At 71.3% G+C, this 23,272-nt stretch carries 25 protein-coding genes; 16 read left to right on the plus strand and 9 right to left on the minus strand.

Going from position 1 to position 23,272, the window contains the following annotated elements:
* Window positions 1-86: 86 nt before the first annotated feature.
* From Nocox_RS37740 to Nocox_RS37750, 3 genes are all read right to left on the minus strand, one after another.
* Window positions 87-941: a TatD family hydrolase gene (locus Nocox_RS37740; RefSeq protein WP_020545233.1), complete on the minus strand. Its 855-nt coding sequence runs from the start codon at window positions 939-941 to the stop codon at window positions 87-89.
* Between the two features lie 28 nt (window positions 942-969).
* Window positions 970-2,751, minus strand: coding sequence for a methionine--tRNA ligase (gene metG, locus Nocox_RS37745; protein ID WP_020545234.1), 1,782 nt, complete (start codon window positions 2,749-2,751; stop codon window positions 970-972).
* A gap of 104 nt (window positions 2,752-2,855) precedes the next feature.
* Window positions 2,856-4,076 (minus strand): glycosyltransferase family 2 protein, encoded by a 1,221-nt coding sequence (locus tag Nocox_RS37750; protein WP_020545235.1) that lies wholly within the window; start codon window positions 4,074-4,076, stop codon window positions 2,856-2,858.
* Between the two features lie 100 nt (window positions 4,077-4,176).
* Here Nocox_RS37750 and Nocox_RS37755 point away from each other — a divergent pair, with 100 nt between their 5' ends.
* Window positions 4,177-5,724 carry a hypothetical protein gene (locus tag Nocox_RS37755; RefSeq protein ID WP_026214777.1) on the plus strand — a complete coding sequence of 516 codons (1,548 nt, stop codon included), beginning with the start codon at window positions 4,177-4,179 and terminating at the stop codon, window positions 5,722-5,724.
* Here the strand turns inward: Nocox_RS37755 and Nocox_RS37760 are convergent.
* Together Nocox_RS37760 and rsmI are read right to left on the minus strand one after the other, a co-directional pair.
* Window positions 5,660-7,204 (minus strand): dolichyl-phosphate-mannose--protein mannosyltransferase, encoded by a 1,545-nt coding sequence (locus Nocox_RS37760; RefSeq protein WP_020545237.1) that lies wholly within the window; start codon window positions 7,202-7,204, stop codon window positions 5,660-5,662. The two genes, Nocox_RS37755 and Nocox_RS37760, sit on opposite strands and share 65 nt — an antisense overlap.
* A gap of 50 nt (window positions 7,205-7,254) precedes the next feature.
* A complete protein-coding gene (gene rsmI, locus Nocox_RS37765) occupies window positions 7,255-8,094 on the minus strand; it encodes a 16S rRNA (cytidine(1402)-2'-O)-methyltransferase (RefSeq protein WP_246649674.1) in 840 nt (279 codons plus the stop codon).
* A gap of 77 nt (window positions 8,095-8,171) precedes the next feature.
* Here rsmI and Nocox_RS37770 point away from each other — a divergent pair, with 77 nt between their 5' ends.
* Window positions 8,172-9,806, plus strand: a complete 1,635-nt coding sequence (locus tag Nocox_RS37770) for a dolichyl-phosphate-mannose--protein mannosyltransferase (RefSeq protein WP_020545239.1) — start codon at window positions 8,172-8,174, stop codon at window positions 9,804-9,806.
* A gap of 113 nt (window positions 9,807-9,919) precedes the next feature.
* Entirely contained in the window at window positions 9,920-11,128 is a 1,209-nt protein-coding gene (locus Nocox_RS37775) for a hypothetical protein (RefSeq protein ID WP_026214778.1), read from the plus strand.
* 231 nt (window positions 11,129-11,359) lie between these two features.
* On the opposite strand, the gene Nocox_RS37780 is transcribed toward Nocox_RS37775, so the two are convergent.
* A complete protein-coding gene (locus tag Nocox_RS37780) occupies window positions 11,360-12,007 on the minus strand; it encodes a TetR family transcriptional regulator (RefSeq protein ID WP_246649675.1) in 648 nt (215 codons plus the stop codon).
* A gap of 76 nt (window positions 12,008-12,083) precedes the next feature.
* On the opposite strand from Nocox_RS37780, the gene Nocox_RS37785 reads away from it, so the two are divergent.
* Window positions 12,084-12,869: an alpha/beta fold hydrolase gene (locus Nocox_RS37785; protein ID WP_020545242.1), complete on the plus strand. Its 786-nt coding sequence runs from the start codon at window positions 12,084-12,086 to the stop codon at window positions 12,867-12,869.
* A 42-nt stretch (window positions 12,870-12,911) separates the two neighbouring features.
* Here Nocox_RS37785 and pip read toward each other — a convergent pair whose 3' ends face one another.
* Window positions 12,912-13,874 carry a prolyl aminopeptidase gene (gene pip, locus Nocox_RS37790; protein WP_020545243.1) on the minus strand — a complete coding sequence of 321 codons (963 nt, stop codon included), beginning with the start codon at window positions 13,872-13,874 and terminating at the stop codon, window positions 12,912-12,914.
* Window positions 13,875-14,056: 182 nt separating this feature from the next.
* On the opposite strand from pip, the gene Nocox_RS37795 reads away from it, so the two are divergent.
* The 4 genes from Nocox_RS37795 to Nocox_RS37810 all read left to right on the plus strand — a co-directional run bounded on the left by Nocox_RS37795 (window position 14,057) and on the right by Nocox_RS37810 (window position 17,191).
* Entirely contained in the window at window positions 14,057-14,797 is a 741-nt protein-coding gene (locus tag Nocox_RS37795) for a hypothetical protein (RefSeq protein WP_026214779.1), read from the plus strand.
* 159 nt (window positions 14,798-14,956) lie between these two features.
* The gene (locus Nocox_RS37800) at window positions 14,957-15,613 is read left to right on the plus strand and encodes a hypothetical protein (protein WP_084685787.1); all 657 of its coding nucleotides are present in this window, start codon (window positions 14,957-14,959) and stop codon (window positions 15,611-15,613) included.
* Window positions 15,614-15,647: 34 nt separating this feature from the next.
* Entirely contained in the window at window positions 15,648-16,019 is a 372-nt protein-coding gene (locus Nocox_RS37805; protein WP_020545245.1) for a bleomycin resistance protein, read from the plus strand.
* A 161-nt stretch (window positions 16,020-16,180) separates the two neighbouring features.
* Window positions 16,181-17,191 carry a polysaccharide deacetylase family protein gene (locus tag Nocox_RS37810; protein ID WP_020545246.1) on the plus strand — a complete coding sequence of 337 codons (1,011 nt, stop codon included), beginning with the start codon at window positions 16,181-16,183 and terminating at the stop codon, window positions 17,189-17,191.
* Window position 17,192: 1 nt separating this feature from the next.
* On the opposite strand, the gene Nocox_RS37815 is transcribed toward Nocox_RS37810, so the two are convergent.
* On the minus strand, window positions 17,193-17,840 hold the full coding sequence (locus tag Nocox_RS37815; protein WP_026214781.1) for a winged helix-turn-helix transcriptional regulator: 648 nt from the start codon (window positions 17,838-17,840) through the stop codon (window positions 17,193-17,195).
* A gap of 99 nt (window positions 17,841-17,939) precedes the next feature.
* On the opposite strand from Nocox_RS37815, the gene Nocox_RS37820 reads away from it, so the two are divergent.
* The 7 genes from Nocox_RS37820 to Nocox_RS37850 all read left to right on the plus strand — a co-directional run bounded on the left by Nocox_RS37820 (window position 17,940) and on the right by Nocox_RS37850 (window position 22,053).
* Complete coding sequence (locus tag Nocox_RS37820) at window positions 17,940-18,227, plus strand: DUF4287 domain-containing protein (protein ID WP_020545248.1); 288 nt, start codon at window positions 17,940-17,942, stop codon at window positions 18,225-18,227.
* A 97-nt stretch (window positions 18,228-18,324) separates the two neighbouring features.
* On the plus strand, window positions 18,325-19,125 hold the full coding sequence (locus Nocox_RS37825; RefSeq protein ID WP_020545249.1) for a polyprenol monophosphomannose synthase: 801 nt from the start codon (window positions 18,325-18,327) through the stop codon (window positions 19,123-19,125).
* 154 nt (window positions 19,126-19,279) lie between these two features.
* Window positions 19,280-20,182, plus strand: coding sequence for a polysaccharide deacetylase family protein (locus tag Nocox_RS37830; protein ID WP_020545250.1), 903 nt, complete (start codon window positions 19,280-19,282; stop codon window positions 20,180-20,182).
* Entirely contained in the window at window positions 20,179-21,084 is a 906-nt protein-coding gene (glsA, locus tag Nocox_RS37835; protein ID WP_020545251.1) for a glutaminase A, read from the plus strand. Before Nocox_RS37830 ends, glsA begins: the two co-directional genes overlap by 4 nt.
* 17 nt (window positions 21,085-21,101) lie before the next feature.
* Window positions 21,102-21,512, plus strand: coding sequence for a VOC family protein (locus Nocox_RS37840; protein WP_020545252.1), 411 nt, complete (start codon window positions 21,102-21,104; stop codon window positions 21,510-21,512).
* Between the two features lie 5 nt (window positions 21,513-21,517).
* Window positions 21,518-21,835 (plus strand): hypothetical protein, encoded by a 318-nt coding sequence (locus tag Nocox_RS37845; protein WP_157383248.1) that lies wholly within the window; start codon window positions 21,518-21,520, stop codon window positions 21,833-21,835.
* Window positions 21,817-22,053, plus strand: coding sequence for a hypothetical protein (locus Nocox_RS37850; RefSeq protein WP_020545253.1), 237 nt, complete (start codon window positions 21,817-21,819; stop codon window positions 22,051-22,053). Before Nocox_RS37845 ends, Nocox_RS37850 begins: the two co-directional genes overlap by 19 nt.
* Here Nocox_RS37850 and Nocox_RS37855 read toward each other — a convergent pair.
* The gene (locus Nocox_RS37855) at window positions 22,043-22,615 is read right to left on the minus strand and encodes a TetR/AcrR family transcriptional regulator (RefSeq protein WP_026214783.1); all 573 of its coding nucleotides are present in this window, start codon (window positions 22,613-22,615) and stop codon (window positions 22,043-22,045) included. The genes Nocox_RS37850 and Nocox_RS37855 overlap by 11 nt on opposite strands.
* Before the next feature lie 72 nt (window positions 22,616-22,687).
* On the opposite strand from Nocox_RS37855, the gene Nocox_RS37860 reads away from it, so the two are divergent.
* Window positions 22,688-23,260 carry a dihydrofolate reductase family protein gene (locus tag Nocox_RS37860; RefSeq protein ID WP_020545255.1) on the plus strand — a complete coding sequence of 191 codons (573 nt, stop codon included), beginning with the start codon at window positions 22,688-22,690 and terminating at the stop codon, window positions 23,258-23,260.
* Window positions 23,261-23,272: the final 12 nt, after the last annotated feature.

The raw sequence follows: 23,272 nt of genomic DNA on the forward strand, positions 1-23,272 counted from the left end.
ACGCGCCACCTCCGTCTGACGGAGAGTGACCGCCCGAACGCTAACGGCGGCGCCGCGCCGGTCTCCACCGCTTCACCGAAAAATGGTCACCAGTCTCCGAAGACCTTGACTCCGTTGGCGCTGATCGCCGCGCAGAGGTCGGCGGCCTGGATTCCCTTGACCTCGGCCAGGCAGCGGAGGGTGAGCGGGATGAGGTAGGGGGCGTTGGGCTTGCCGCGGTGCGGCACCGGCGGCAGGTAGGGCGCGTCGGTCTCGACGAGCAGCAGCTCCAGCGGCGCGACGGCGGCGGCCGCGCGCAGGTGACCGGCGTTCTTGTACGTCACCGGCCCGGAGAACGACATGAAATATCCGGCCTCGGCGCACTTCTTCGCCATCTCGGCGTCACCGGAGTAGCTGTGGAAGACCACCTTGTCCGGCGCGCCCTCGTCCGCCAGCACCGTGAGCACGTCGTCGTGCGCGTCGCGGTCGTGGATCACCAGGGCCTTGCCGGTGCGCTTGGCGATCTCGATGTGCGCGCGGAAGCTCGCGTGCTGGTCGTCCTTGCTCGCCCAGTCGCGGAAGTAGTCGAGCCCGGTCTCCCCCACGGCCCGCACCTCGGGCCGCCCGGCCAGCGCCTCGATCTCGGCCAGCGCCTCGGGCGTCGCGGCGTGCGCCTCGTTGGGGTGGATGGCCACGCCGGCGAGCACGCGATCGTGCTCGGCGGCCGTCCGGGCGCACCAGCGGGAGGAGGCGAGGTCGTAGCCGATCGTGACGAGCCCGGTGACGCCGACCGACCGGGCGTCCTCCAGGATGCTCCGCACGCTCGCCGAGGCCGCCTGAGCGGCCTGGGCGACGGGATCTCCTGAGGACGCCTGCCGGGTGCCCACCATGACGTCGAGATGGCAGTGGCTGTCGAAGACGGGCTCCGGCAGCGGCTCGGGCGGGGCGGGAAGCTTGCTCACGCCTCCTAAACTAGTGCGCCCCGCGAGGTCAGCCCTCCAGCCGGGCCAGCTCCTCGTCCACGACCTTCGGGTCGAGCTTCTTGAACAGCGGCACCGGCGCGGTGAGCGGCGTGCCCGGCTTGATCGGGCGGTGCTCCCAGCGGGCCGCGCCGGTGTAGTCGCCGGTGATGACCGGGTAGGGCCGGCCGCCGTCCTCGTCGACCTCGTGGATCTCCGGCATGCCGGACCAGACGCCCTCGCCGCCCAGCATGGCGTGGACCTTGTTGGAGGAGGTGGGCAGGAACGGCGTGAGCATGGTCTTGGCGTCGTCGACGACCTGGAGGGCGACGTGCAGGATCGACTTCTGCCGCTCCGGGTCGTCCTTGAGCTTCCACGGCTCCTGGTCGGCGAGGTAGCGGTTGGCCTCGCGGACGACGTCGAACGCCTCGGTGATGGCGTTCTTGAAGCGGGACCTGCCGAGCTCCTGGCCCACGGGACCGAACGCGGCGCGCGAGCGCTCCAGCAGCGCCCGGTCGGCGTCGGTCAGCTCGCCGGGCTCGGGGACGGCGCCGAAGTTTTTAGCCGCCATCGAGATGGACCGGTTGACCAGGTTGCCCCAGGCCGCGACCAGCTCGCCGTTGTTGCGGTTGACGAACTCCTGCCAGGTGAAGTCGGTGTCCTGGTTCTCCGGGCCGGCCACGGCGATGTAGTAGCGCAGCGCGTCGGCGTCGTAGCGGGCCAGGAAGTCGCGCACGTAGATGACGACCTGCCGGGAGGAGGAGAACTTGCGGCCCTCCATCGTCAGGAACTCGCTGGAGACCACCTCGGACGGCACGTCGAGCGCGCCCAGCGAGCCGGGCTTGCCGTCGCGGGCGCCCTGGCCGTTGTAGCCGAACAGCATCGCCGGCCAGATCTCGGCGTGGAAGACGATGTTGTCCTTGCCCATGAAGTAGTAGCCGCGGGCGTCGGGGTTCTGCCACCACTGGCGCCAGGCGTCGGGGTCGCCGGAGCGGCGGGCCCACTCGATGGAGGCCGACAGGTAGCCGATCACCGCGTCGAACCACACGTAGAGGCGCTTGTTGGGCTGGTCGCGCCAGCCGTCGAGCGGGATGGGCACGCCCCAGTCGAGGTCGCGGCTGATCGCCCGCGGCTGCAGGTCGCCGAGCAGGTTGAGGGCGAACTTCAGCACGTTGGGCCGCCACTCGCCCTGCTTGGACTGCAGGTAGGTGCCGAGCACGTCGGCGAAGGCGGGCAGGTCGAGCATGAAGTGCTCGGTCTCGACGAAGGCCGGCGTCTCGCCGTTGATGCGGCTCTTGGGGTTGACGAGCTGGATCGGGTCGAGCTGGTTGCCGCAGTTGTCGCACTGGTCGCCGCGCGCCCCGTCGTAGCCGCAGATGGGGCAGGTGCCCTCGATGTAGCGGTCGGGCAGGGTGCGGCCGGTCGAGGGCGAGATGGCGCCCATCGTGGTCTTCGGGAAGATGTAGCCGTTGGCGTGCAGGCCCTTGAAGATCTCCTGCGTGATCGCGTAGTGGTTGTTCGTGGTGGTCCTGGTGAACAGGTCGTAGGACAGGCCGAGGCCGGTCAGGTCCTCGGCGATGACGCGGTTGTAGCGGTCGGCCAGCTCCCTGGCGGTCACGCCTTCCTTGTCGGCCTGCACCTGGATGGGCGTGCCGTGCTCGTCGGTGCCTGACACCATCAGCACCTTGTTGCCCGCCATCCGCTGGTAGCGGCTGAAGACGTCGGACGGCACGCCGAACCCGGAGACGTGCCCGATGTGGCGGGGGCCGTTCGCGTAGGGCCACGCGACGGCGGTCAAGATGTGCTGGGACATGTTCCTAAGCCTACGGCGATCCCTGTCCGGCTCGGACCCGTTCCCCCCTTACAGCGCGACGCGCCGGGGCGGCCTGCCCCGGCGCGTCGTACGGCAAAGAAAAACTAGGCCGGGCTTTCCTCGCGGGTGACGGCTTGGGCAGCCTCCTCTGCGACGGCGGCGACGTGGTCGACCGGCGTCTCGCGGGTGCGGCGGATGCCGAGGATGCTGACGAACAGCGCCGCGAAGATCGTCTGGAAGCTCATGATCAGCGCGGTGGCGGACGGCACCACCAGGCGCAGCGACTCGCGCGGGTCGAGCTCGCCGAAGCTGCGCACCTGCCAGTGGACCAGCGACATGACGAGGCCGACCACACCGGCGAGCGCCAGCAGGCCGCCGACCACGAGGCCCTTCTCCAGGGTCACGATGTCGATGATCTTCCGGATGCGTGGCGACTCGGGCAGGAAGCCCTCCTCGGCCGCGTAGACCTTGGTGAACAGCGCGAACAGCGCCGCCTGGAAGCCGATGACCACCAGCGCCGACGATCCGACGAGGGTGTCGACGTCGAAGGCCAGCTCGCCGATCTCGACCGGCCCGAAGGTCAGCAGCGTGCCCGCCACCAGGCCGATGATCATCATCGCGACGCCGGGGTAGAAGAACAGCCACTTGGGGCTGTAGAGCAGCAGGAAGCGCAGGTGACGCCAGCCGTCGCGCCAGGAGCGCAGGTGCGGCGGGCGGGAGCGGCCGTCGGGCGAGAGCGTCGTCGGCACCTCGCGCACGTCGAGCCCCGACAGCGTGGAGCGCACCACCATCTCGGAGGCGAACTCCATGCCGCCCGTCTGCAGGTGCAGCTTCAGGATCGAGTCGCGGCGGAAGCCGCGCAGCCCGCAGTGGAAGTCGCCGATGGCGGACGGGAAGAACAGCCGCCCGATGAACGACAGCACCGGGTTGCCCAGGTAGCGGTGGAGCGGAGGCATGGCCCCGGGGGCGATGCCGCCCTTGAACCGGTTGCCCATGACCAGATCGGCGCCGTCGCGAAGCTGCTCCACGAACGGCAGAAGGGCCGTGAAGTCGTAGGAGTCGTCGGCGTCACCCATGATGACGAATTTGCCGCGGGCTGCCCTGATGCCGCCCATGAGGGCGTTGCCATAACCCTTGGCGTCGACGTGCACCACCCTCGCGCCGGCATCGCGGGCAAGCTGCTGCGAGCCGTCCGTGCTGCCGTTGTCGGCGATCAGCACCTCGCCCTCGATGCCGTGCTGCTCCATGCACGCCAGGGCTTTGCGCACACAGACTTCCACGGTCTCCGCCTCGTTGAGGCAGGGCATGACCACCGTCAGTTCCACGTGTCTACCCTTCAAGATAAGGCTTTTCCAGTGCACCATCATGCACTCTGCCCGAGCATGCTCGGGTCAAGACCGAGAAACGACTGGCATTCTTTACAGCATGGTGAGCGTCGCGGAGATTACCCCTGTGGACCACTCCGCTCCTGGCAGGGCAGCGCGCCTGCTGTCCTTCGTGCGCCGGCATCGGGTGTTCGCCGCGGCCTTCGGCGTCGGTGCCGTGCTGCGGCTCATCACCATGCTCGGCTACGGGCCGGCCATGTGGTTCAACGACTCCTACGAGTACGTCTCGGTGGCGCTGCACCCGCGCCCGCACCCGATCAGGCCCGACGGCTACAGCTTCTGGCTGATGCTGCTCAAGCCGTTCCACAGCTTCACGCTGGTGACGTTCGCGCAGCACCTGATGGGGCTGGCCACCGCCTGCCTGATCTACGCCCTGCTGCGGATCAAGTTCCGGCTGCCGAAGTGGGGGGCGACGCTGGCCGCCGCGCCCGTGCTGTTCGACGCCTACCAGATCCAGCTCGAACAGCTCGTGATGTCCGACACGCAGTTCACGCTGCTCGTGGTGGGCGTCATCACGCTGGTGCTGTGGAAGCGGCGGCTGACGTGGCGGACCGGTGCGGTGATCGGGTTCCTGCTCGCGCTGACCTGGCTGACGCGCTCGATCGGGCTGCCGATCCTGGCGCTGGTCGTGCTCTACCTGCTGGTCAAGCGGACGGGCTGGCGGCCGATCACGGCGCTGGTCACCGCGTGCGCGATCCCGGTGCTGGCGTACATGGGGTGGTTCGCCTCGGCGTACGGCAAGTTCGCGATGACCAACAGCGACGGCCTCATCCTCTACATGCGCACGGCGATCTTCGCCGACTGCGAGAAGATGACCTTCGACAAGTACAAAGAGGTCCAGCTCCTGCTGCTGTGCATCAACGACCCGGTCGACCAGCGCAAGGACTACGCCCAGTGGTACCTCTGGGGCCAGGGCAACGGCGACGGCCAGGGCACCGGCGAGGTGCTGCACCGCTGGGGCGTCAGCAAGAAGTGGAGCGAGATCACCAACGACGCGGCCAGCGCGTTCGCCACCCGGGCGATCCTGTCGCAGCCCGGCGACTACCTCAAGGTCGTGACGCGCGACTTCTTCCGCTCCTTCCACTGGTCGCGCCCGCGCTTCCCCGACGAGTCGACCTACAACATGTACGAGTTCAAGCCGTACGTCGAGCTCGACGAGAACGGCCAGCCGAAGCGGCTGCCGAAGTGGTCGTCGTACGCGGGCGGGCGCACCGACACCGACGCCTTCAGCTACGAGCAGGGCCCGCCGGAGACCAGGATCACGCACCCGTGGGCCGACATCATGGCCGGCTACCAGAAGGTGTTCTACCTGCCCGGCATCGTGCTCGGCGGCGTCCTGCTGGTCGGCCTGTACGGCGTCGTGGTGCGCTGGCGCACGTTCGGCGGCCCGGTGGTGCTGCCGTGGCTGGGCGCGGTCGGCCTGCTGCTGGCCCCGGCGGCGACGGCCGAGTTCGACTACCGCTACGTGCTGCCGGCCGTCCCGCTGGCCTGCGTGGCGGCGGCGATCACGCTGCGCAAGGGCGTCACCTGGGGGCGGAGGTCGCCCAGGAGCGCATCAGCATCCGAGCCCACCACTCTGCGTGTGTGATCGTCTCGGCGGTCAGCACGGGGTGGAGCCACCAGAGGTTGATGAGCACGACGAGCGCGAACGCCCCGGCGACGGCGGCCCCGACGGCCCGGCGCGCGGGCGGGTCGCTCTCCCTGCCGATCACGAGCCCCGCGGCGAGCGTGGCCGCCAGCACCATGAACGGCACCACGGGCAGCAGGTAGAACAGGTACATCGTGCGGTTGTCGGCGACGGCGTAGTAGAACCACGGCAGCCAGCCGGCCGCCACGGCGAGCAGCACCGCCCCGGCCCGCCAGTCGCGGACGGCGGCGTAGCGGACGACCAGGGCGAGGACCGCGAGGATCGCGCCGTACCAGAGGGCGGGGGTGCCGACGCCGAGCACGGCCTGCGAGCAGGCGCTCGCGCCGCAGGCCGACGGCGGCAGCCCTGGCAGGTAGTGGAACGAGACCGGGCGCAGCAGCAGCGGCCACGACCACGGCTCCGACATGTACGGGTGGTAGTCGTCCAGCCCGCTGTGGAAGCCGAGCACCTGGCTCTGGTAGCCGAACCAGGACCGTAACGACGCGACGACGAAGTGGACCGCCCCCGACGAGGTGGCCCCCTCCCAGTCGCGCCCCCAGCCGAGCGGGGAGGCGAACCAGCCGGTCCAGCTCGCCAGGAACACCGCGGCGGGCAGCAGCCCCATCGCGGCCAGCCCGCCCGGCAGGTCGTGCGCCAGCGTCCCCCGGTACGCCCGCCGCGCCCCCGTCGCCCGCCTGGCCCCGGCGTCCCACACGAGCGACAGCACCGCGAACGCGATGAGGAAGAAGATCCCCGACCACTTGACCGCGCACGCCGCGCCCAGGCAGGCCCCGGCCGCGAGCCGCCACGGGCGCGCGCCGAGCCGGGGGCCGAGCTCGCCGAGCGGCCCGCGCCCGGCGTGGCCGGCCAGCAGCCCCCGCGTGCGGTCGCGGTCCACGACCAGGCAGGCGAACCCGGCGAGCACCCAGAAGGTGAGGAAGACGTCGAGCAGCGCCGTACGGGAGAAGACCAGGTGCAGGCCGTCGAGCGCGAGCAGCAGCCCGGCGAGGCAGCCGAGCAGGGTGGAGCGGGTCATCCGGCGCGCGGCCCTGGCGAGCACCAGGATCGTCAGCGTGCCGGTCAGCGCCGCGGCGAACCGCCAGCCGAAGGGGTTCATCCCGAACAGCCACTCGCCGGCGGCGATCATCCACTTGCCGAGCGGCGGGTGGGCGACGAACGAGGCACAGTCGGCCGGCTCGCCGCACTGGCGGAAGATGTCGAGGTCGCCCGCGATCAGCTTGCGGTCGGCGACGGGGTCCTTGGCGTCACCCAGCGTGGCCCGCTCGACCCCGAACCTGAGCAGCGAGTAGGCGTCCTTGGCGTAGTAGGTCTCGTCGAAGACGACGGCCTTGGGATGCGCGAGGTTCCAGAACCGCAGGACGCCGCCGAAGACGGCGACGAGGAGCGGGCCGAGCCATCCTGCCAGCGGGGAGCCCTGCATCGGCGGGACCAGACGTTGCCGCGAGACACCCCAATTGCCCACGAAGCGCACTATAGGCGTTTGTGAACCAGGTCATACAGCTCGCGCTTCTGGACGCCCGCCTCCTTGGCGACCTCGGCGACGGCGAGCTTGCGCTGCGCGCCCCCGGCGACCCTGCGCTCCACCTCGGCGACCAGCTCGTCAGGGTCGGGCTCGACCGCGCCGGGCACGTGCCCGGCCACCACGACGGTGATCTCGCCCTTGACGCCGCCCGCCGCCCACGCGGCCAGCTCGCCGAGCCCGCCCCGGCGGACCTCCTCGTAGGTCTTGGTCAGCTCACGGCACACGGCGGCCGGCCGGTCGGCGCCGAACGCCTCCGCCATCGCCCCCAGCGACTCCGCCAGCCGGTGCGGCGCCTCGAAGAAGACCATCGTGCGCTCCTCGCGGGCCAGCGCGCCGAGCCGGCGGGAGCGCTCGCCCGTCTTGCGCGGCGGGAAGCCCTCGAAGCAGAACCGGTCGCTGGGCAGCCCGGACACGGCCAGGGCGGTCGTGACGGCGCTCGGCCCAGGCAGCGCGGTGACCGTGATGCCGGCCTCGACGGCGAGGCTCGTCAGGCGGTAGCCGGGATCGGAGACGCCCGGCATGCCGGCATCGGTGATGACGACGACCGTGCGGCCCTCCTTCAGGCTCTCCAGCAGCTCCTGGGCGCGGCCGGCCTCGTTCTGGTCGTAGTAGGAGACCACCCGGCCGGTGATCTCCACCTCCAGCTCGGCCGCCAGCCGGCGCAGCCGCCGGGTGTCCTCGGCCGCCACGACGTCGGCCTCGCCGAGCAGGTCGCGCAGCCGGGGCGACACGTCACCCGCCCGGCCGATGGGAGCGCCCGCCAGCACCAGCCTGCCCTCTTCAGTCACTCGACCATTGTGGCAGGGCATCCGCATTAGACCGTGTTTCTACGTACCTACCGGCTTGAGCCCCGTACGATGTCCGAATGGCGGTGACCGATTCCCCGTATCAGGCCTTCGACGAGCGGGAGGCCGGCGAGAGCCTTCCCCGGACGCGGTCCGTGCGCGATCGGATGATCCCTCCCATGCGCGGCAGCGTCATGTGGGGATGGGTCGGCCCGCTGCTGATCACTCTCTTCGGCGGGATCCTGCGGTTCTGGAACCTCGCGCATCCCAAGGCCGTGGTCTTCGACGAGACCTACTACATGAAGGACTCCTTCTCGCTCATCACCTGGGGAGTCGAGCGGGTCGCCGTCAAGGACGCCGACAAGGCCATCCTGGCCGGCAAGACCGACATCTGGGAGAGCTGCGCCGCCGACGCGCTCGACAAGTGCGCCTCCTACGTCGTGCACCCGCCGCTCGGCAAGTGGATGATCGGCGTCGGCGAGTGGCTGTTCGGGCTCACGCCGTTCGGCTGGCGCTTCAGCGCCGCGGTCGTCGGCACGCTGTCGATCCTGGTGCTGGCCCGGGTCGCGCGCCGGATGACCCGATCCACGCTGCTCGGCTGCTTCGCCGGGCTGCTGCTGGCGCTGGACGGCCTGCACTACGTGCTGTCGCGCACGGCGCTGCTCGACATCTTCCTCATGTTCTGGGTGCTCGCCGCGTTCGCCTGCCTGGTGGTCGACCGCGACCGGGCGCGGGAGCGGCTGGTCGCCTGGTACGAGAGCTCGCCGGTGTCCCCGTACGGGCCGCGGCTCGGGGCGCGGCCGTGGCGGCTCGCGGCCGGGCTGTGCCTGGCCTTCGCGATGTCGGTCAAGTGGTCGGGGATCTTCTTCCTGGCCGCGTTCGCGGTGCTGTCGCTGCTGTGGGACTTCGGGGCGCGGCGGGCGGTGGGGCTGCGGCACCCCTACGTGGGGGCGTTCAACAAGGACGTGCCGCAGGGGTTCCTGTCCTTCGCGGTGGTGCCGTTCGTGGCCTACATGCTGACCTGGACCGGGTGGTTCGCCTCGGCCAACGGCTACGGGCGCAACTGGGCGCAGGCCACCTCGGCGGGCAATCCGCTGTTCTTCCTGTTCGACTCGATGCGGTCGTGGATCAAGTACCAGTGGCAGGTGTTCACCTTCCACAGCGGGCTGGAGAGCACGCACCCCTACATGTCGGAGCCGTGGTCGTGGCCGCTGCTGCTGCGCCCGGTCGCCTTCTACTACGAGGGACGGCAGAACACCTGCGGCGTCAAGGACTGCTCGGAGGCGGTGCTCGGCGTCGGCACGCCGGTGATCTGGTTCGGCGCGCTGGCGGCGCTGGTGGCGCTCATCGCCTACTACGTCTCCAGCCGCGACTGGCGGGCCGGGGCGGTGCTGCTGGCCTACGCGATGGGCTGGCTGCCGTGGTTCTACTTCGCCATCACCGACAACCGCACGATGTTCCTGTTCTACGCGATCCCGATGGTGCCGTTCATGGTGCTGGCGATCACGCTGTGCGCCGGGCTGCTCATCGGCCCCGCCCGGCCGACCGCCACCGGCTCGACGCCGGTGCGCCGGACCGTGGGGGCCGCCGTCGTGGGGGCCTTCGCCCTGCTAGCGTTGATCAACTTCTGGTGGCTGCATCCGATTCTGTCCGCCGAGCTGGTCCCGTACACCGAGTGGAAGGCCCGTATGTTGTTCGAGAAGCGATGGATCTGATCCGATCACAGTCCGGTCAATAGCGCTTTCTTAGGGTAGTCACTGTGCAAGACCCAATACGCACCGGATTCGGTCATCGTCAGGCCAGGGGTCGATACGGCAAACTTCGAGGCATGAGTGCACCGGATGTCACCGCCCTGCTCGCCGAGTTGGAGCGCTCTGAGCCGGAGATCGCCGAAGAGGCCAGGACCGCCGTCGAATGGCTGACCGGCGGCGAGCCGCTGGAGAGCGTGACCCAGCTCGACGTCTGCGAGTTCCTCTGGTACACGTTGCCGCTCAAGGTGGGGCCGCTGCGCGCCGACGGCGACCACGAGCGGCTGGCCCGCTCCCTCGGCCGGCTGCTCCAGCTCGGCGGCCTGGAACGATACGCGGCACTGTGCGTGTCGCCGACGACGGCCCAGATCCTGCGCACGTACGCGCGGGACGGCGAGGACGCCGGCACCAGCGCCTACCAGAAGGCGCTCGAAGCCACGGGCGTGCTCCCGCCCGACGTGCCGGAGCTGCAGTGGAGCATGATCATGGGGCCGGAGGAGCTGGGCGCGCACCTCGCCTGCTCCGCCGCGCTGGAGCTGGCCATCGTGGCCGGCGAGCAGGTCGACCGGGTCGCGCTCACCCGCCGCTGGCTCACCCAGGCGCGGGCCGACCTCGGCGGTGACAGCTGGCTCAACCGGGTGCACGGCGAGCGGCTCAACCGGTGGGTGCTCGGGCGCGGCCCGGCCCGGCGGGAGCTGGCCCAGCCGTTCGAGGTGCGGCTGCACGCGCCCGTGTCGCCGCAGCCGCTGCCCGCGCTGCACAAGCTGCTCTCGCTGGCCGCCAGGGAGGGCACGCTGCCGCTGCGGCTCGCCCCGTCGCCGGCGGCGCTGCGCCTGCGGGAGCTGGCCGAGCGCGAGCTGGGCGCGATCCGGCGCGACGGCGCGCGCCTGGCGATCACCGACCACGGCCGGCGGCTGCTGGCCTCGCCCGAGAGCATGTGGACGGCGGTGACCCGGCTGCTGCTGGCGAAGGGCGAGCACGAGTTCGAGGTGTCGGCCAGGGAGGCGGCGCTCATGCTGCTGGCCGACGGCACCCTGATGTCGCCCGCCAAGCTGCACGAGCGGGTCGCCGAGGTGGTCGGCGGCGAGGGGTGGCATCCGGCCGCGGGCGTGGACAACGTCGCCGGCCCGGTGAGCGACCTGGTCGCCCAGCTCACCGCGCTGGGCCTGGCCTACAGCGACGAACTGGTCGTGCGCATGGACCGGCCCGGCCAGCTCGCGGCCCTGGCCGCGCTGCGGGCCCACGCCCTGCGCCCGCGCAAGTACGTCAGCTCCGGCCGCCCCGGCTGAGCGCCCGTGAACGCGCGAACGCCCGCCCTCGGTGAGGGCGGGCGCTCGACGCGATTGTGTACCGGTGTGCAGGTCGCCTCTCGGCGAAAGGCACAACACGGCTCCAGCCGAACGGTATTCCGTGAAGGCGATAGGTGAGGCCCGGGGACACTGGACACACCGGCCACGATCTATGTAACCACACCTGCCCCCTGTCCATTCCCCACCGGCGCCCCCATTTTTCTCCAGGACTCAGCCGGGCTCGCCGGTCGTGAGCGCGCCGTGCAGGAACAGGTCCACCAGCTCGGCGGAGGTGAGCGTGCCGGGGTGGCGGCCGGCCGACATGACCAGCATCTGGAACGCCTGCGCGAGCCGGTCCGGGGGCAGCTTGAGCGCGTCGCGCTCCGGCTCGAACAGGCCGGCCAGCACCTCCTGGTGCGCGGCCATCGAGGCCCGCCGGGCGTCGCCGCCCCGGCGCAGGCGCTCCTCCGGGCTCTCGTCCTCCCGGCCCTCGGGGGCGCTCGGGTCGCGGCGCCGGAGCCCGCCGGAGGCGGCCAGCGCCCCGGCGACCGCGCCCATCCTGGACAGGTAGCCGCGCATGGCCTCGGCCGCCTCGATCAGGCGCTCGGCGAGCGGCAGCTCCATCGAGACGGACGCGATGTGGGCGAGGGTGTCGTCGGGGCGCAGCGCCTCGGCCATGCAGGCGTCGAGCAGCGCGTCCTTGTCGCCGAAGGCGCGGAAGACGGTGCCCTCGCCGATGCCGGCCGCGCGGGCGACCTGCGCGGTGGTGACGGAGGTGCCGTACTCCACGACGAGGGGGAGGGCCGCGCGGACGATCATCTCGCGGCGCTGTTCGGGGGTCATCGCCGGCGCTCGCCGCCGACCCGTCTGGTTCATCATGCCTACGACAGTACGGAGTGAGCACTCACTCCGTCAAGAGGGAATGAGTGCTCACTCCACAGCTACCATCGAAGGCGTGCCATACGCGACGACCGACGGCGGAGTGAAGCTGTCCTACCAGGTCAGAGGCGACGGACCGGCGCTCGTGCTGCTCCAGGGCCAGGCGAACGACCACCGGTGGTGGGACCCGGTCCGCGACGACTTCGCCTCCGCCCACCTCACGATCACCTTCGACTGGCGGGGCACCGGCGACAGCGACAAGCCCGACGAGCCGTACACCACGCGCGGTTTCGCCGCCGACGTCGTGGCCGTGCTGGACGCGCTCGGGGTGGACCGGGCCCACGTGTACGGCACGTCGATGGGCGGGCGGGTGGCCCAGTGGCTGGCGGCCGACCATCCCGGACGGGTGGGCGCGCTGGTGCTCGGCTGCAGCTCGCCCGGCGGCGCGCACGGCTTCGAGCGGAGCGACGACGTCCGCAGGTCGCTCGCCCAGCGGGACCGCGCGGCGGCGGAGCGGGCCCTGCTCGACCTCATGTACACCCCGGCCTGGCTGGCGGCGCATCCCGGCCCCCACCGCACGACCGGCGACCCCGGCATGCCCGCGTACGCCCGCCGCCGCCACCTGGCCGCGAGCGCCGGGCACGACGCCTGGGACGCGCTGCCCGCGATCGGCGCGCCCACGCTCGTCGTGCACGGCACCGACGACGTGTTCAACCCGGCGGCCAACGCGCCGCTGCTGGCCGGGCGCATCCCGGGCGCCGGGCTGCGGCTGATCGAGGGGGCCAGGCACGCCTACTTCGAGGAGTTCCGCGAGGTCGCGAGCCCGATGGTGCTGGAGTTCCTGGCCGCCGGGCCGCTGTGACTCAGCGCAGGAGCGGCAGCCGCCCGGCGGGCTCCGGCCCGCTCAGCGGCGGGAGGCGAACGCGTCCTGGGCGGCGAACAGTTCCTTGCGCAGCGTCTCGCTGCCGGTGTGGCCGGAGTCCTCTACCACGACGAGGCGGGCGTCGGGCCACGCCTTGGCCAGCTCCCAGGCGGTGTCGGGCGGGCCACCGAGGTCGAGCCGACCGTGGATGAGCACGGCGGGGATGCCGGCCAGCCGGTGCGCCTCGCGCAGCAGCACGCCCTCCTCCAGCCAGGCCGCGTTGGAGAAGTAGTGGGAGCAGATGCGCACGAGCGCCAGCCTGGCGTCGTCGGGGCGGTCGCTGTAGGCGTTGCGCTTGCCGTTGGGCTCGGCGGAGATGACCGCGTCCTCCCAGGCGCACCAGTCGAGGGTGGCCTTCGCCCGCACCTCGGGGTCGGGGTCGGAGGTCAGCCGCGCGTACGCCGCCAGCAGGTCGAAGGTGTCGCCGCCGCGCTCGCTCTCCGGGACGCCCTCGCGGAAGCGCTCCAGCGCCTCGGGGAAGAACCGGCCGGCGCCCCGGTAGAGCCAGTCGATCTCGTAGCGGCGGGTGGTGGTCACCGCGATGATGATCATCTCCGACACCCGCTCCGGGTACGCCTCGGCGTAGGCCAGCATCAGCGTCGAGCCCCACGAGCCGCCGTACAGCAGCCACTTGTCCACGCCCAGGTGCTCGCGCAGCCGCTCCATGTCGGCGATCAGGTGGTGGGTGGTGTTGGTGCTCAGGTCGGTCGCCGGGTCGGCGGCGTGCGGGCGGCTGCGACCGCAGTTGCGCTGGTCGAACAGGATGATCCGGTAACGCTCCGGGTCGAAGGTGCGCCGCGCGCCGACCGAGCAGCCGGAGCCGGGGCCGCCGTGGACCACGAGAGCGGGTTTGCCGTCGGGGTTTCCGCAGACCTCCCAGTAGACGAGGTTGCCGTCACCGACGTCCAGCATGCCGTGGTCGTACGGCTCTATCGGGGGATACAAGACCCGCTCCTTCCGATCATTCACGAAATATGACCGCGTTTGTCTATCAGCCTGCGACTTCACCCTCCAGCCGTTTTCGCCACCAGGGGTAAAGAGCGTTAGATCCAACCATGAAGTAATTCAAACATCACCAAGGGTAACGATCAGGGTGGAGGGCCAGACCAGCACTCGCAGGGAGCATCATGCGCAAGCACGTCATCGTGGCACTCGCCGCCGCCTTGGGCCTCCTCGCGCCCGCCGGACCGGCCTCAGCCGGGAGCCGGCCCGTCGAGGCCCCGTCCTGCAGCGACCAGGACCTGATCAAGATCAACGTGTCCCCGCCTCCGCCGCCGGCGGGCGACGTGACCGTCACGGAGCTCCGTGAGCTGCTGGAGGCGATGTCGGCGGGGAACCGGGCGCCGCGCGTGCCGCCGTTCCCGCCGCCCACGATCCCGGTCCCCGTTCCCACGCCCGCCCCCGCTCCCGCCCCGGCCGAGGGGCAGGTCTCGCCCGGCAGGTCGATCTACCAGATCCTGCTGGACAGAATGCGCGCCTGCCTGAACGCCCCGCAGGACGCCGCCGTCGCGGCCGGCGACGGCACACCGACCCCGGCGCCCGGTACGCTCGGCACGCCCGACGTCGTGACGACGCTCGAAGCCCTGGTCTCGGGGCCGCTGGCCTGCCGGCCGGCCACGCAGGCGCAGCCCGCGGCCGAGGACCCCGCGGCCGCTCCGGCGTCGCTGCTCGACGCGATCGGCCTGCGGGAGCTCGTGGACGCCGTACTCGCGGGGCCGGTCGCCTGCGCCCCCGGCACGATGCCCGCCCTCCTCCTCGACGCGCCCGCCGTGCCGGAGGTCCCGGAGGTGCCGGAGGCGACGGACCAGCCCTCGCTCATGGACCGGCTCGGGCTCAGGGACGCGCTCGACCGCATCCTGCGCGACTGAGCGCGCCCTGCCGAGGGTTGGCACAATGACCGCCATGACGGCATCGGACCCCAAAGCGGAGCGGGCCGCCCGGCGGGCGGCCGGTGACCGGTAAACACGGCCACATCCTGCCTGTGGCGGCCCCGCCTCACGGCCGGGTTCCTCGCTCATCATGACGGCATGTCCCAAGAGGTGATTCACCAGAACACGGAACCCGTCGAGCCCACCGCCGAGGACCCGCGGGAGCGCCGCGGCGGCCGTCGCCGCCGGGCGCTGGTCGCCGGCCTCACCGCCGTCGCGGTCGCCGCCGCCGGCCTCACCGCCTTCCAGTACGCCCGCGCGCACGCCCCCCGTCCCGCGGACGGCGGCACCCCGCCCTGGCCGGTCCCCGCCGATCCGCTGCCCGGCATCCGGGCCGCCGGTCTCGCCCCCGGCCCCATGGGTCACGCCGAGCACTACCACGCCCACCTCGACGTCTTCGTGGACGGCGAGGAGGTGGAGGTGCCCGCCGACATCGGCATCGCCGGCGACGAGATGTCCCCGGTGCACACCCACGACGACCGCGGCGTCATCCACATCGAGTCGCACACCAAGGGGGACGTCTTCACCCTCGGCCAGATCTTCACGCAGTGGGGCGTGGCCCTGTCCGCGAGCCGGATCGGCGCGCTCGGCGCGGGCGGCGGCAGGACGCTGACCGCCGAGGTCGACGGCAGGCCGGTCACCGGCGACCCCGCCGCCATCGTGCTGCGGCCCCATCAGCAGATCGCCCTGGTGTACGGGACGCCGGACCCGTCCTTCCGCCCGCCCGCCGCTTTCGCCTTCGAGGCCGACGAGTGACACTGGACCCTCCGACGCCCCAGGAGGAGGTCCCATGTCCGACGAGGTGAGGTTCGAGGGAGTCGCGCCCGTACTGCCGGTGCGTGACCTGGACGCGGCGCTCGACCGGTACCGCCGGCTCGGGTTCGCCGTCCGCGCCTACGCCGGTCCCGCCCGCTACGGGTACGCCGACCGCGGCGAGGTCTCGCTGCACCTGACCGAGTGGGACGAGCACGACCCGGCGCGCACCGGCGGGGCGGTCTACCTGTACGTCTCGGACGCCGACGCCCTGCACGCCGAGTGGACGGCGACCGGCCTCCCGGGGCGCTTCCACCCGCCGCAGGACACCGACTACGGGCTCCGCGAGTTCGCCTACGTCGATCCCGACGGCACCCTGCACCGCGCCGGCTCTCGCCTCACCGCATGAAAGCTTCCCGGCCGCCGAAACATTTCACTCTCACTACCAGCGGATAGCCGACAAGTAGTCGCTATCCGACCGAAATATTTCTTGCTCTCGTTGACACATTTCTGACCCGTCCCCACAATGACCGGAGGTGAGTCCGCCCCCCCAACGATCAAGGACACGACATGATCGACCGGAAACGCCGCCCCACCCTCCTGGCCGCGCTCCTGGGCGCGGCCCTCGCCGTCTGCCTGGCCGCCACCGCCACCACCGCGCTGGCCGCCGCCCGCCGCCTCGCCGCCGACTGCGGCGCGGGCTACGTCGGCCTGACCTACGACGACGGCCCCAACCCCGCCAACACCACGAACCTGCTCAACACACTGCGCGCGAACGGCCTGCGCGCCACGATGTTCAACACCGGCCAGAACGCCCAGAACAACCAGGCCCTGGTCCGCGCGCAGCGCGACGCCGGCATGTGGATCGGCAACCACAGCTACACCCACCCGCACCTCACCCAGCTCGGCAGCGCCCAGATCCTCTCCGAGCTGCAGCGCACCCAGCAGGCCATCCAGGGGGCCACGGGCACCGCGCCCCGCCTGTTCCGGCCGCCGTACGGGGAGACCAACGCCACTCTGAGGTCCGTCGAGCAGCAGCTCGGCCTCACCGAGGTCCTCTGGGACGTCGACTCCCAGGACTGGAACGGCGCAAGCACCGCGCAGATCGTCCAGGCCGCCGGCCGCCTGCAGAACGGCCAGGTCATCCTCATGCACGACCAGTACGCCGCGACCGTGGCCGCCATCCCCCAGATCGCCGCGAACCTGCGCAGCCGCAACCTGTGCGCCGGCATGATCTCCCCCACCACCGGCCGGGCGGTCGCCCCCGACGGCGCGGGCCCCACGGGCGGGCCGACCACCCCGCCGCCCGGCGGCACCTGCACCGCCACCATCCAGCAGGGCCAGCAGTGGAGCGACCGCTTCAACCTGTCGGTCACCGTCTCCGGCTCGACCTCCTGGATCGTCACGGTCACCGTGACGCCGCCCCAGAAGGTCATCAACACCTGGAACGGCACCCCGTCCTGGGACTCCAGCGGGAACGTGATGACGATGCGCCCGAACGGCAGCGGCAACACCTTCGGCTTCACGATCCAGCACAACGGCAACTGGACCTGGCCGTCGGTCTCCTGCCGGACGAGCTGACTCAGAAGCGGAACATCTCGGCGAACCTCTCGAACAGCGCCCGATCGCCCTCCACCCGTACGCTCCCGTCGCGCAGCACGTCGTCCACGGTCCTCGCGCCGCTCATCAGGTCGCGGACCGGCCGGCCCGCCAGGCGCTCGATCACCAGATCGGGCGCCGGGTGCGGCCCGCGGCCGACCGTCAGCCGGCCGTCGTCGACCTGCGCGTGGAGGGTGAAGTCCGCCAGGCGAACCTCGTAGCCCACGCTGACCCCCGACGCCGCCTCCGGCCGGAACGCCGTGCGGAAGGACATCGCAACCCCCTCGGCCGTGACCAGCTCGCCGGGGCGCGGCCCGCCCATCGTCCGAGCGCCCCAGCGGCCCAGGGCGACCAGCGCCGGTTCGAGGTCGCGGCCGTGCTCGGTCAGCTCGTAGACGACCGCCCGCTCGGGATGCGCCAGCGCCCGCCGGGTGGCCACGCCCTCCTGCTCAAGCTGCTTGAGCCGGGCCGACAGGATGTTGGTCGGGATGGCGGGCAGGCCGTTGCGCAGGTCGGTGAAGCGCTGGGGTCCGGCCAGCAGGTTGCGGACGATCAGCACGGTCCACCGTTCGCCGACGATCTCCATGGCGCGGGCCAGGCCGCAGAACTGACCGTACTCACGAGAAGTCACGGTGCAGATCGTAGCCCATGATGCAGTTGACAAACCGTGCTTGCAAATAACAAGCTTCTGCTCGCCGGGGCGGTCCGTTCCGGCAGAACGGAGGCTCCCATGTCGTTCCAGGCGTACCTCGACAACATCGAGGAGAAGACCGGCCTGACCCCGCGCGCGTTCATCGCCCTGGCGAAGGAGCGCGGCTTCGACGACCCGTCCACCAAGGCCGGCGTGATCGTCGAGTGGCTGAAGCAGGACCACGGCCTCGGCCGCGGCCACGCGATGGCGCTCGTGCACGTCATCAAGAAGGGCCCGAAGATCGACGCCAAGCACGTCGGCAGCTCGGGTTCGCACCGTGACGAGAGCGACACCCTCTGGCTGGATGGCAAGGACAAACGCCCCTAAAACAGGACGATCACCCCTGATCAGTCGCGTCGATCTTGCTCACTCCGCCCGCATCGCCATAATCGACAGTTGCCGAAACGGGTATAAGGAGAGCAATTTGGACGACGTGACCGAAACGGACGCTGACGTCCCGTGGGCGCTGCCGTCGCCGTGGCGGGACGCGCGCGTCGCCGTCGTGGTGCCGACGTACAACGAGGCCGGCAACATCGGCGACCTCACGGCGCGCGTCCTCGCCCTCGGCCTGCCCAACCTGCGCCTCGTCATCGCCGACGACGACTCCCCCGACGGCACCGGCCTGCTCGCCGACGACCTCGCCAAGCACGCGAACGAGGACGGCCGCGACCGCATGGTGGTGCTGCACCGCACGGTCAAGGAGGGCATCGGCCGGGCCCACATCGCCGGCATGAAGGAGGCCCTCGCCCGCGGCGACGAGTACGTCGTGCAGATGGACGGCGACCTCAGCCACCGCCCCGAGTACATCCCCCACCTGCTCGGCACCATCCTCGCCACCCGGGCGGGCCTGGTGATCGGCAGCAGGTACGTCGTCGGCGGCTCCCTGTCCACGCACTGGGGCCGCCACCGGCGCCTGCTGAGCCGCTTCGCCGGCCGCTACGTCAACGCCATACTCCACCTGTCCGTGCGCGACCCGACCGGCGGCTTCAAGATCTGGCGCCGCGACGTGCTCGAAGGCATCGGCCTCGACGCGATCCGCAGCGACGGGTACAGCTTCCAGGTCGAGATGAACTACCGCTGCAAGCAGCTCGGCCACGCGATCGTCGAGCTGCCCATCCACTTCGAGGAACGCGCCGCCGGCTCCAGCAAGATCAGCTTCGCCGTGCAGCTGGAGTCCATGCTCACCCCGCTCGCCCTGCGCTTCGGCCGAGCCGGCCGACGATGAGCACCGCGACCGGGTACGCGATCAGCCCGCTGGCCAGGGCGAGAGGCAGGATGATCCCGACCCCGCAGGCTAAAACGACGCGCTTGGTGATCATCTCCGTATGGTGACACGCGCTATACCCGCCTGTGGAGGGCCCGCGGGTACGTCCTGAGGCATGAAGACCATCAACGTCTGCTTCGGCGTCGACGTGGACGCCGTCGCCGGCTGGATCGGCTCGTACGGCGGCCAGGAGTCCCCGAACGACATCCAGCGCGGCGTGTTCGCCGCCGAGGTGGGCACCCCGCGCCTGCTGCGGCTGTTCGAGCGGGAGGGCATCACGACGAGCTGGTTCGTGCCTGGCCACTCGGCGGAGTCGTTCCCCGAGCAGATGAGCAGGATCGTCGAGGCCGGGCACGACGTCGGCGCGCACGGCTACATGCACGAGAACCCGGTGGCGATGTCGGCACAGCAGGAGGAGGACGTGCTGGCCCGCAGCCTGGAGGTGCTCGACCGGGTGCTCGGCGTACGGCCCCGCGGCTACGTCGCGCCCTGGTGGGAGATGTCGGAGCGGACGATCGACCTGCTGCTGCGCTACGGCTTCAGCTACGACCATTCGCAGTCGTACCACGACTTCCTGCCCTTCTACGCGCGCAAGGGCGAGCAGTGGACCCGCATCGACTACGAGCGGGACGCCTCGACGTGGATGCGGCCGCTCGTCCACGGCCAGGAGGTGAACCTGGTGGAGTTCTCGGCGAGCTGGTATCTCGACGACCTGCCGCCGATGATGTTCATCAAGGCCTCGCCGAACAGCCACGGCTTCGTCAACCCGCGCGACCTCGAACAGCAGTGGCGCGACCAGTTCGACTGGGTCCACCGCGAGCTCGACTACGCGGTCTTCCCCATCACGCTGCACCCCGACGTCAGCGGCCGGCCCCAGGTGCTGCTGATGCTGGAACGGCTGATCGGCCACATCCGGGGCCACGAAGGCGTGCGGTTCATGTCGCTGGCCGAGGCCGAGGACGACTTCCGCGCCCGCTACCCCTTCGACGGCGAGGCCCGGCCCGCGGACGTGCGGTGACCTCCGAGCGCTGGCGGCCGCTGCTCGACGGCGCGCTCGCCGAGGCGGCCACGGTGCGGGGCGGGCGGGTCGTCACGTACATCCCCGCGCTGGCCGGCGCCGACCCTCGCCTGCTGGCCGTGGCGATGGTCGCCCCGGACGGCGAGGCCGGCGCCGCAGGCGACCGGGAGGCCGTCTTCCCGCTGATGTCGGCGGCCAAGCCGTTCGTGTACGCGCTCGCGCTGGCCGAGCACGGCTTCGCGAAGGTGCACGAGCACGTGGGGACCGAGCCCAGCGGAGCCCCGTTCGACGCGACGGTGGTGCGGAGCGGGTCGGGCACCCCGTTCAACGCGATGACCAACATCGGCGCCATCGTCACGACCTCGCTCGTGCGGGGCGGGGTGCTGGAGTTCCTGAGCCGCTGCGCCGGGCGTTCCCTGGAGGTGGACGCCGCCGTGCTCGACAGCCAGCGCCGCGCCGGTGACCGCAACAAGGCCCTCGCCTACCTGGCGCACGGACACAGCTCCCTGGTCGGCGACCCTGCCGAGGCCGTGGACCGCTACTTCACGCAGTGCGCCACCCGCGTGACGGTGACGGACCTGGCCCGGATGGCCGCGACGCTGGCCGGCGGGGGGACCCTGCCGGGCACCGGGGAGCGGCTGATCGAGGCGCGGGTGGTCCGTACCGTGCTGGCCGTGATGACGACCTGCGGGATGTACCAGGCGTCGGGGAGCTGGCTGGTGCACGCCGGGCTGCCGGCGAAGAGCGGCGTGTCCGGCTGCCTGGTCGCCGCGCTCCCGGGGCGGATCGGCATCGCCGCCTACAGCCCGCCGGTGGACGAGCACGGCAACAGCGTGCGGGCGATGGCCGCCTGCGCGTACCTGACTCAGCGGCTCGGCCTCCACCTGCTCGACGTCCCCTGATTGACTACCGTGGCCGTATGGACCTCACCATTCACACGACCGTCCTCCCGCACGACGACCCGGACGCCTCCCTGGCCTTCTGGCGCGACGTCCTCGGCTTCGAGGTGCGCAACGACGTCGGGCAGGGCAGGATGCGCTGGATCACGGTCGGCCCCGCCGGCCGGCCCGAGACGTCCATCCTGCTGGCGCCGCCCGACGCCGACCCCGGCATCACCGACGACGAGCGCCGGACCATCGCCGAGATGATGGCCAAGGGCACCTACGGCTGGATCCTGCTCGCCACTCCCGACCTCGACGACACCTTCGCCAAGGTGCGGGCGGCCGGCGCGGAGGTCGTCCAGGAGCCGGTCGAGCAGCCGTACGGGACCCGCGACTGCGCCTTCCGCGACCCCTCAGGCAACCTGGTGCGCGTCCAGGAGCTGCGCTGACCGCCATGCGGGTGACCGCGGTCAGCTCAGCCGGACATCCCGGCCGCCCGAACGAGGACTTCACGGGCGCCGTGCCGGGCGCCGCCGTCCTCGACCTTGACCGGGCCGACGCCCCGCTCGTCGTCACCGATCCACGGGAGGTGGTCATCAGCGGCTCGTACGAGCCCGCGCTGGAGGCCGCCGCCGGGACGCCGCCGCGTACGGGCGGATCCTGCGCGACCTGCGCGCCCACCGCAACGCGCCCGGCGGCTTCTGGCTGGCCAAGGACGACCCGCGGGCGGCGGACGAGGCCGTCACCGGCAGCGTGCCGATCGCCGGGCTGACCGCCGCCGCCCTGCTCAGCAACGGGGCGGCCCGCGTGGTCGAGCGCTTCAGGCTCGCCGGCTGGCCCGAGGTCATGTCCGCCCTGGCGTCCACCGGCCCGGCCGGCGTCATCGACCGTGTCCGCCAGGCCGAGGCGTCCGGCGGCGTCCCCTCGGACGACGCCACCATCACCCACTGCACGGCGTTCACCGCCCCCTGCGTCCGGGTCAGGCGTTGAGGGCCCTTCGCACGGCTGTCTCCACCAACTCGCGCACCTCCTGCTCGGTGAAGATGTCCGGCAGCGTCAGCCGCTCCACGATGAGCCAGTTGAGCGCCAGGTACAGCAGCAGCACAGAGGTCGAGTCGCCCGGCAGGCCCGAAGCGGCGTGGTAGGCGATGTTGGCGTCGATGTCCTCGCGGATGCGCTTGGTCAGCACCGCCCGCAGTTCGGGACGCCGGGTGGACTCCAGCCGGAGCTCCAGCAGGGCCAGGTAGCCGGAGTTGAAGGCGGAGATGCGGTCCACCAGCTCGTGCATGAGCTCGGCGTAGCGGGTCTCGTCCTGCACGCCCTCCCTGCCGCGGGACATCGTGGCCTCGTCGGGTAGCAACCGCTCATAGATCCGCCCGCCGACCTGCGTGAACAGGTCGTCGCGGTTGGCGAAGTAGTTGGAGGCCGTCCCCGGGGGCACGGCCGCCTCCGCGTCGACGGCGCGGAAGGTCAGCCCTCGCGCTCCCTCCTTGGCCAGCACCTCGATGGCCGCGTCGATCAACGCCTGCCGCCGCTCGGGATTCCTCCGCACTTGACACCACTCCGTCTGTAGTACTACGTTCTGACCACTACAGACAGAGTACTACATCGGGAGTTGCTGAGTATGCGCAAGCTTGTCTACTACATCGGCGTCTCGCTCGACGGCTACATCGCCGGCCCCGGCGCCGAGTTCGACTTCTACCCCGTGTCCGACCAGATGGCCGCCTGGATCAACGAGCGTTACCCCGAGACCGTCCCCACCCATGTCCGCGGGCCCGCCGGCCTCGGCGACGTGCCGAACAAGGTCTTCGACACCCTGGTGATGGGCCGCGGCACCTACGAGCCCGCCCTGCACGCCGCCATCACCAGCCCGTACGCCCACCTGCGCCAGTACGTCGTCTCCACCACCCTGACGATCGACGACCCCGCCGTGCGGGTCGAGAAGGGCGACCCGGTCGAGCTCGTCCGGCGACTGAAGGCCGAGGACACCGGCATGGACATCTACCTCTGCGGCGGCGGCAGGCTGGCCGCCGCCCTGCTCCCGGAGATCGACGAGATCATCCTCAAGAGCTACCCCGTGGTGGCCGGCGCCGGCATCCCCATGTTCTCCGGGACGTTCCGCCCCACCCTGTTCACCCCCACCCGGCGCGAGTCCTTCGACAACGGCGCCCAGGTCACCTGGCTCACCAGGACCTGACCCCCGCACCGC

Source organism: Nonomuraea coxensis DSM 45129, assembly GCF_019397265.1.
In the GTDB taxonomy this organism is placed as follows: Bacteria; Actinomycetota; Actinomycetes; order Streptosporangiales; family Streptosporangiaceae; genus Nonomuraea; species Nonomuraea coxensis.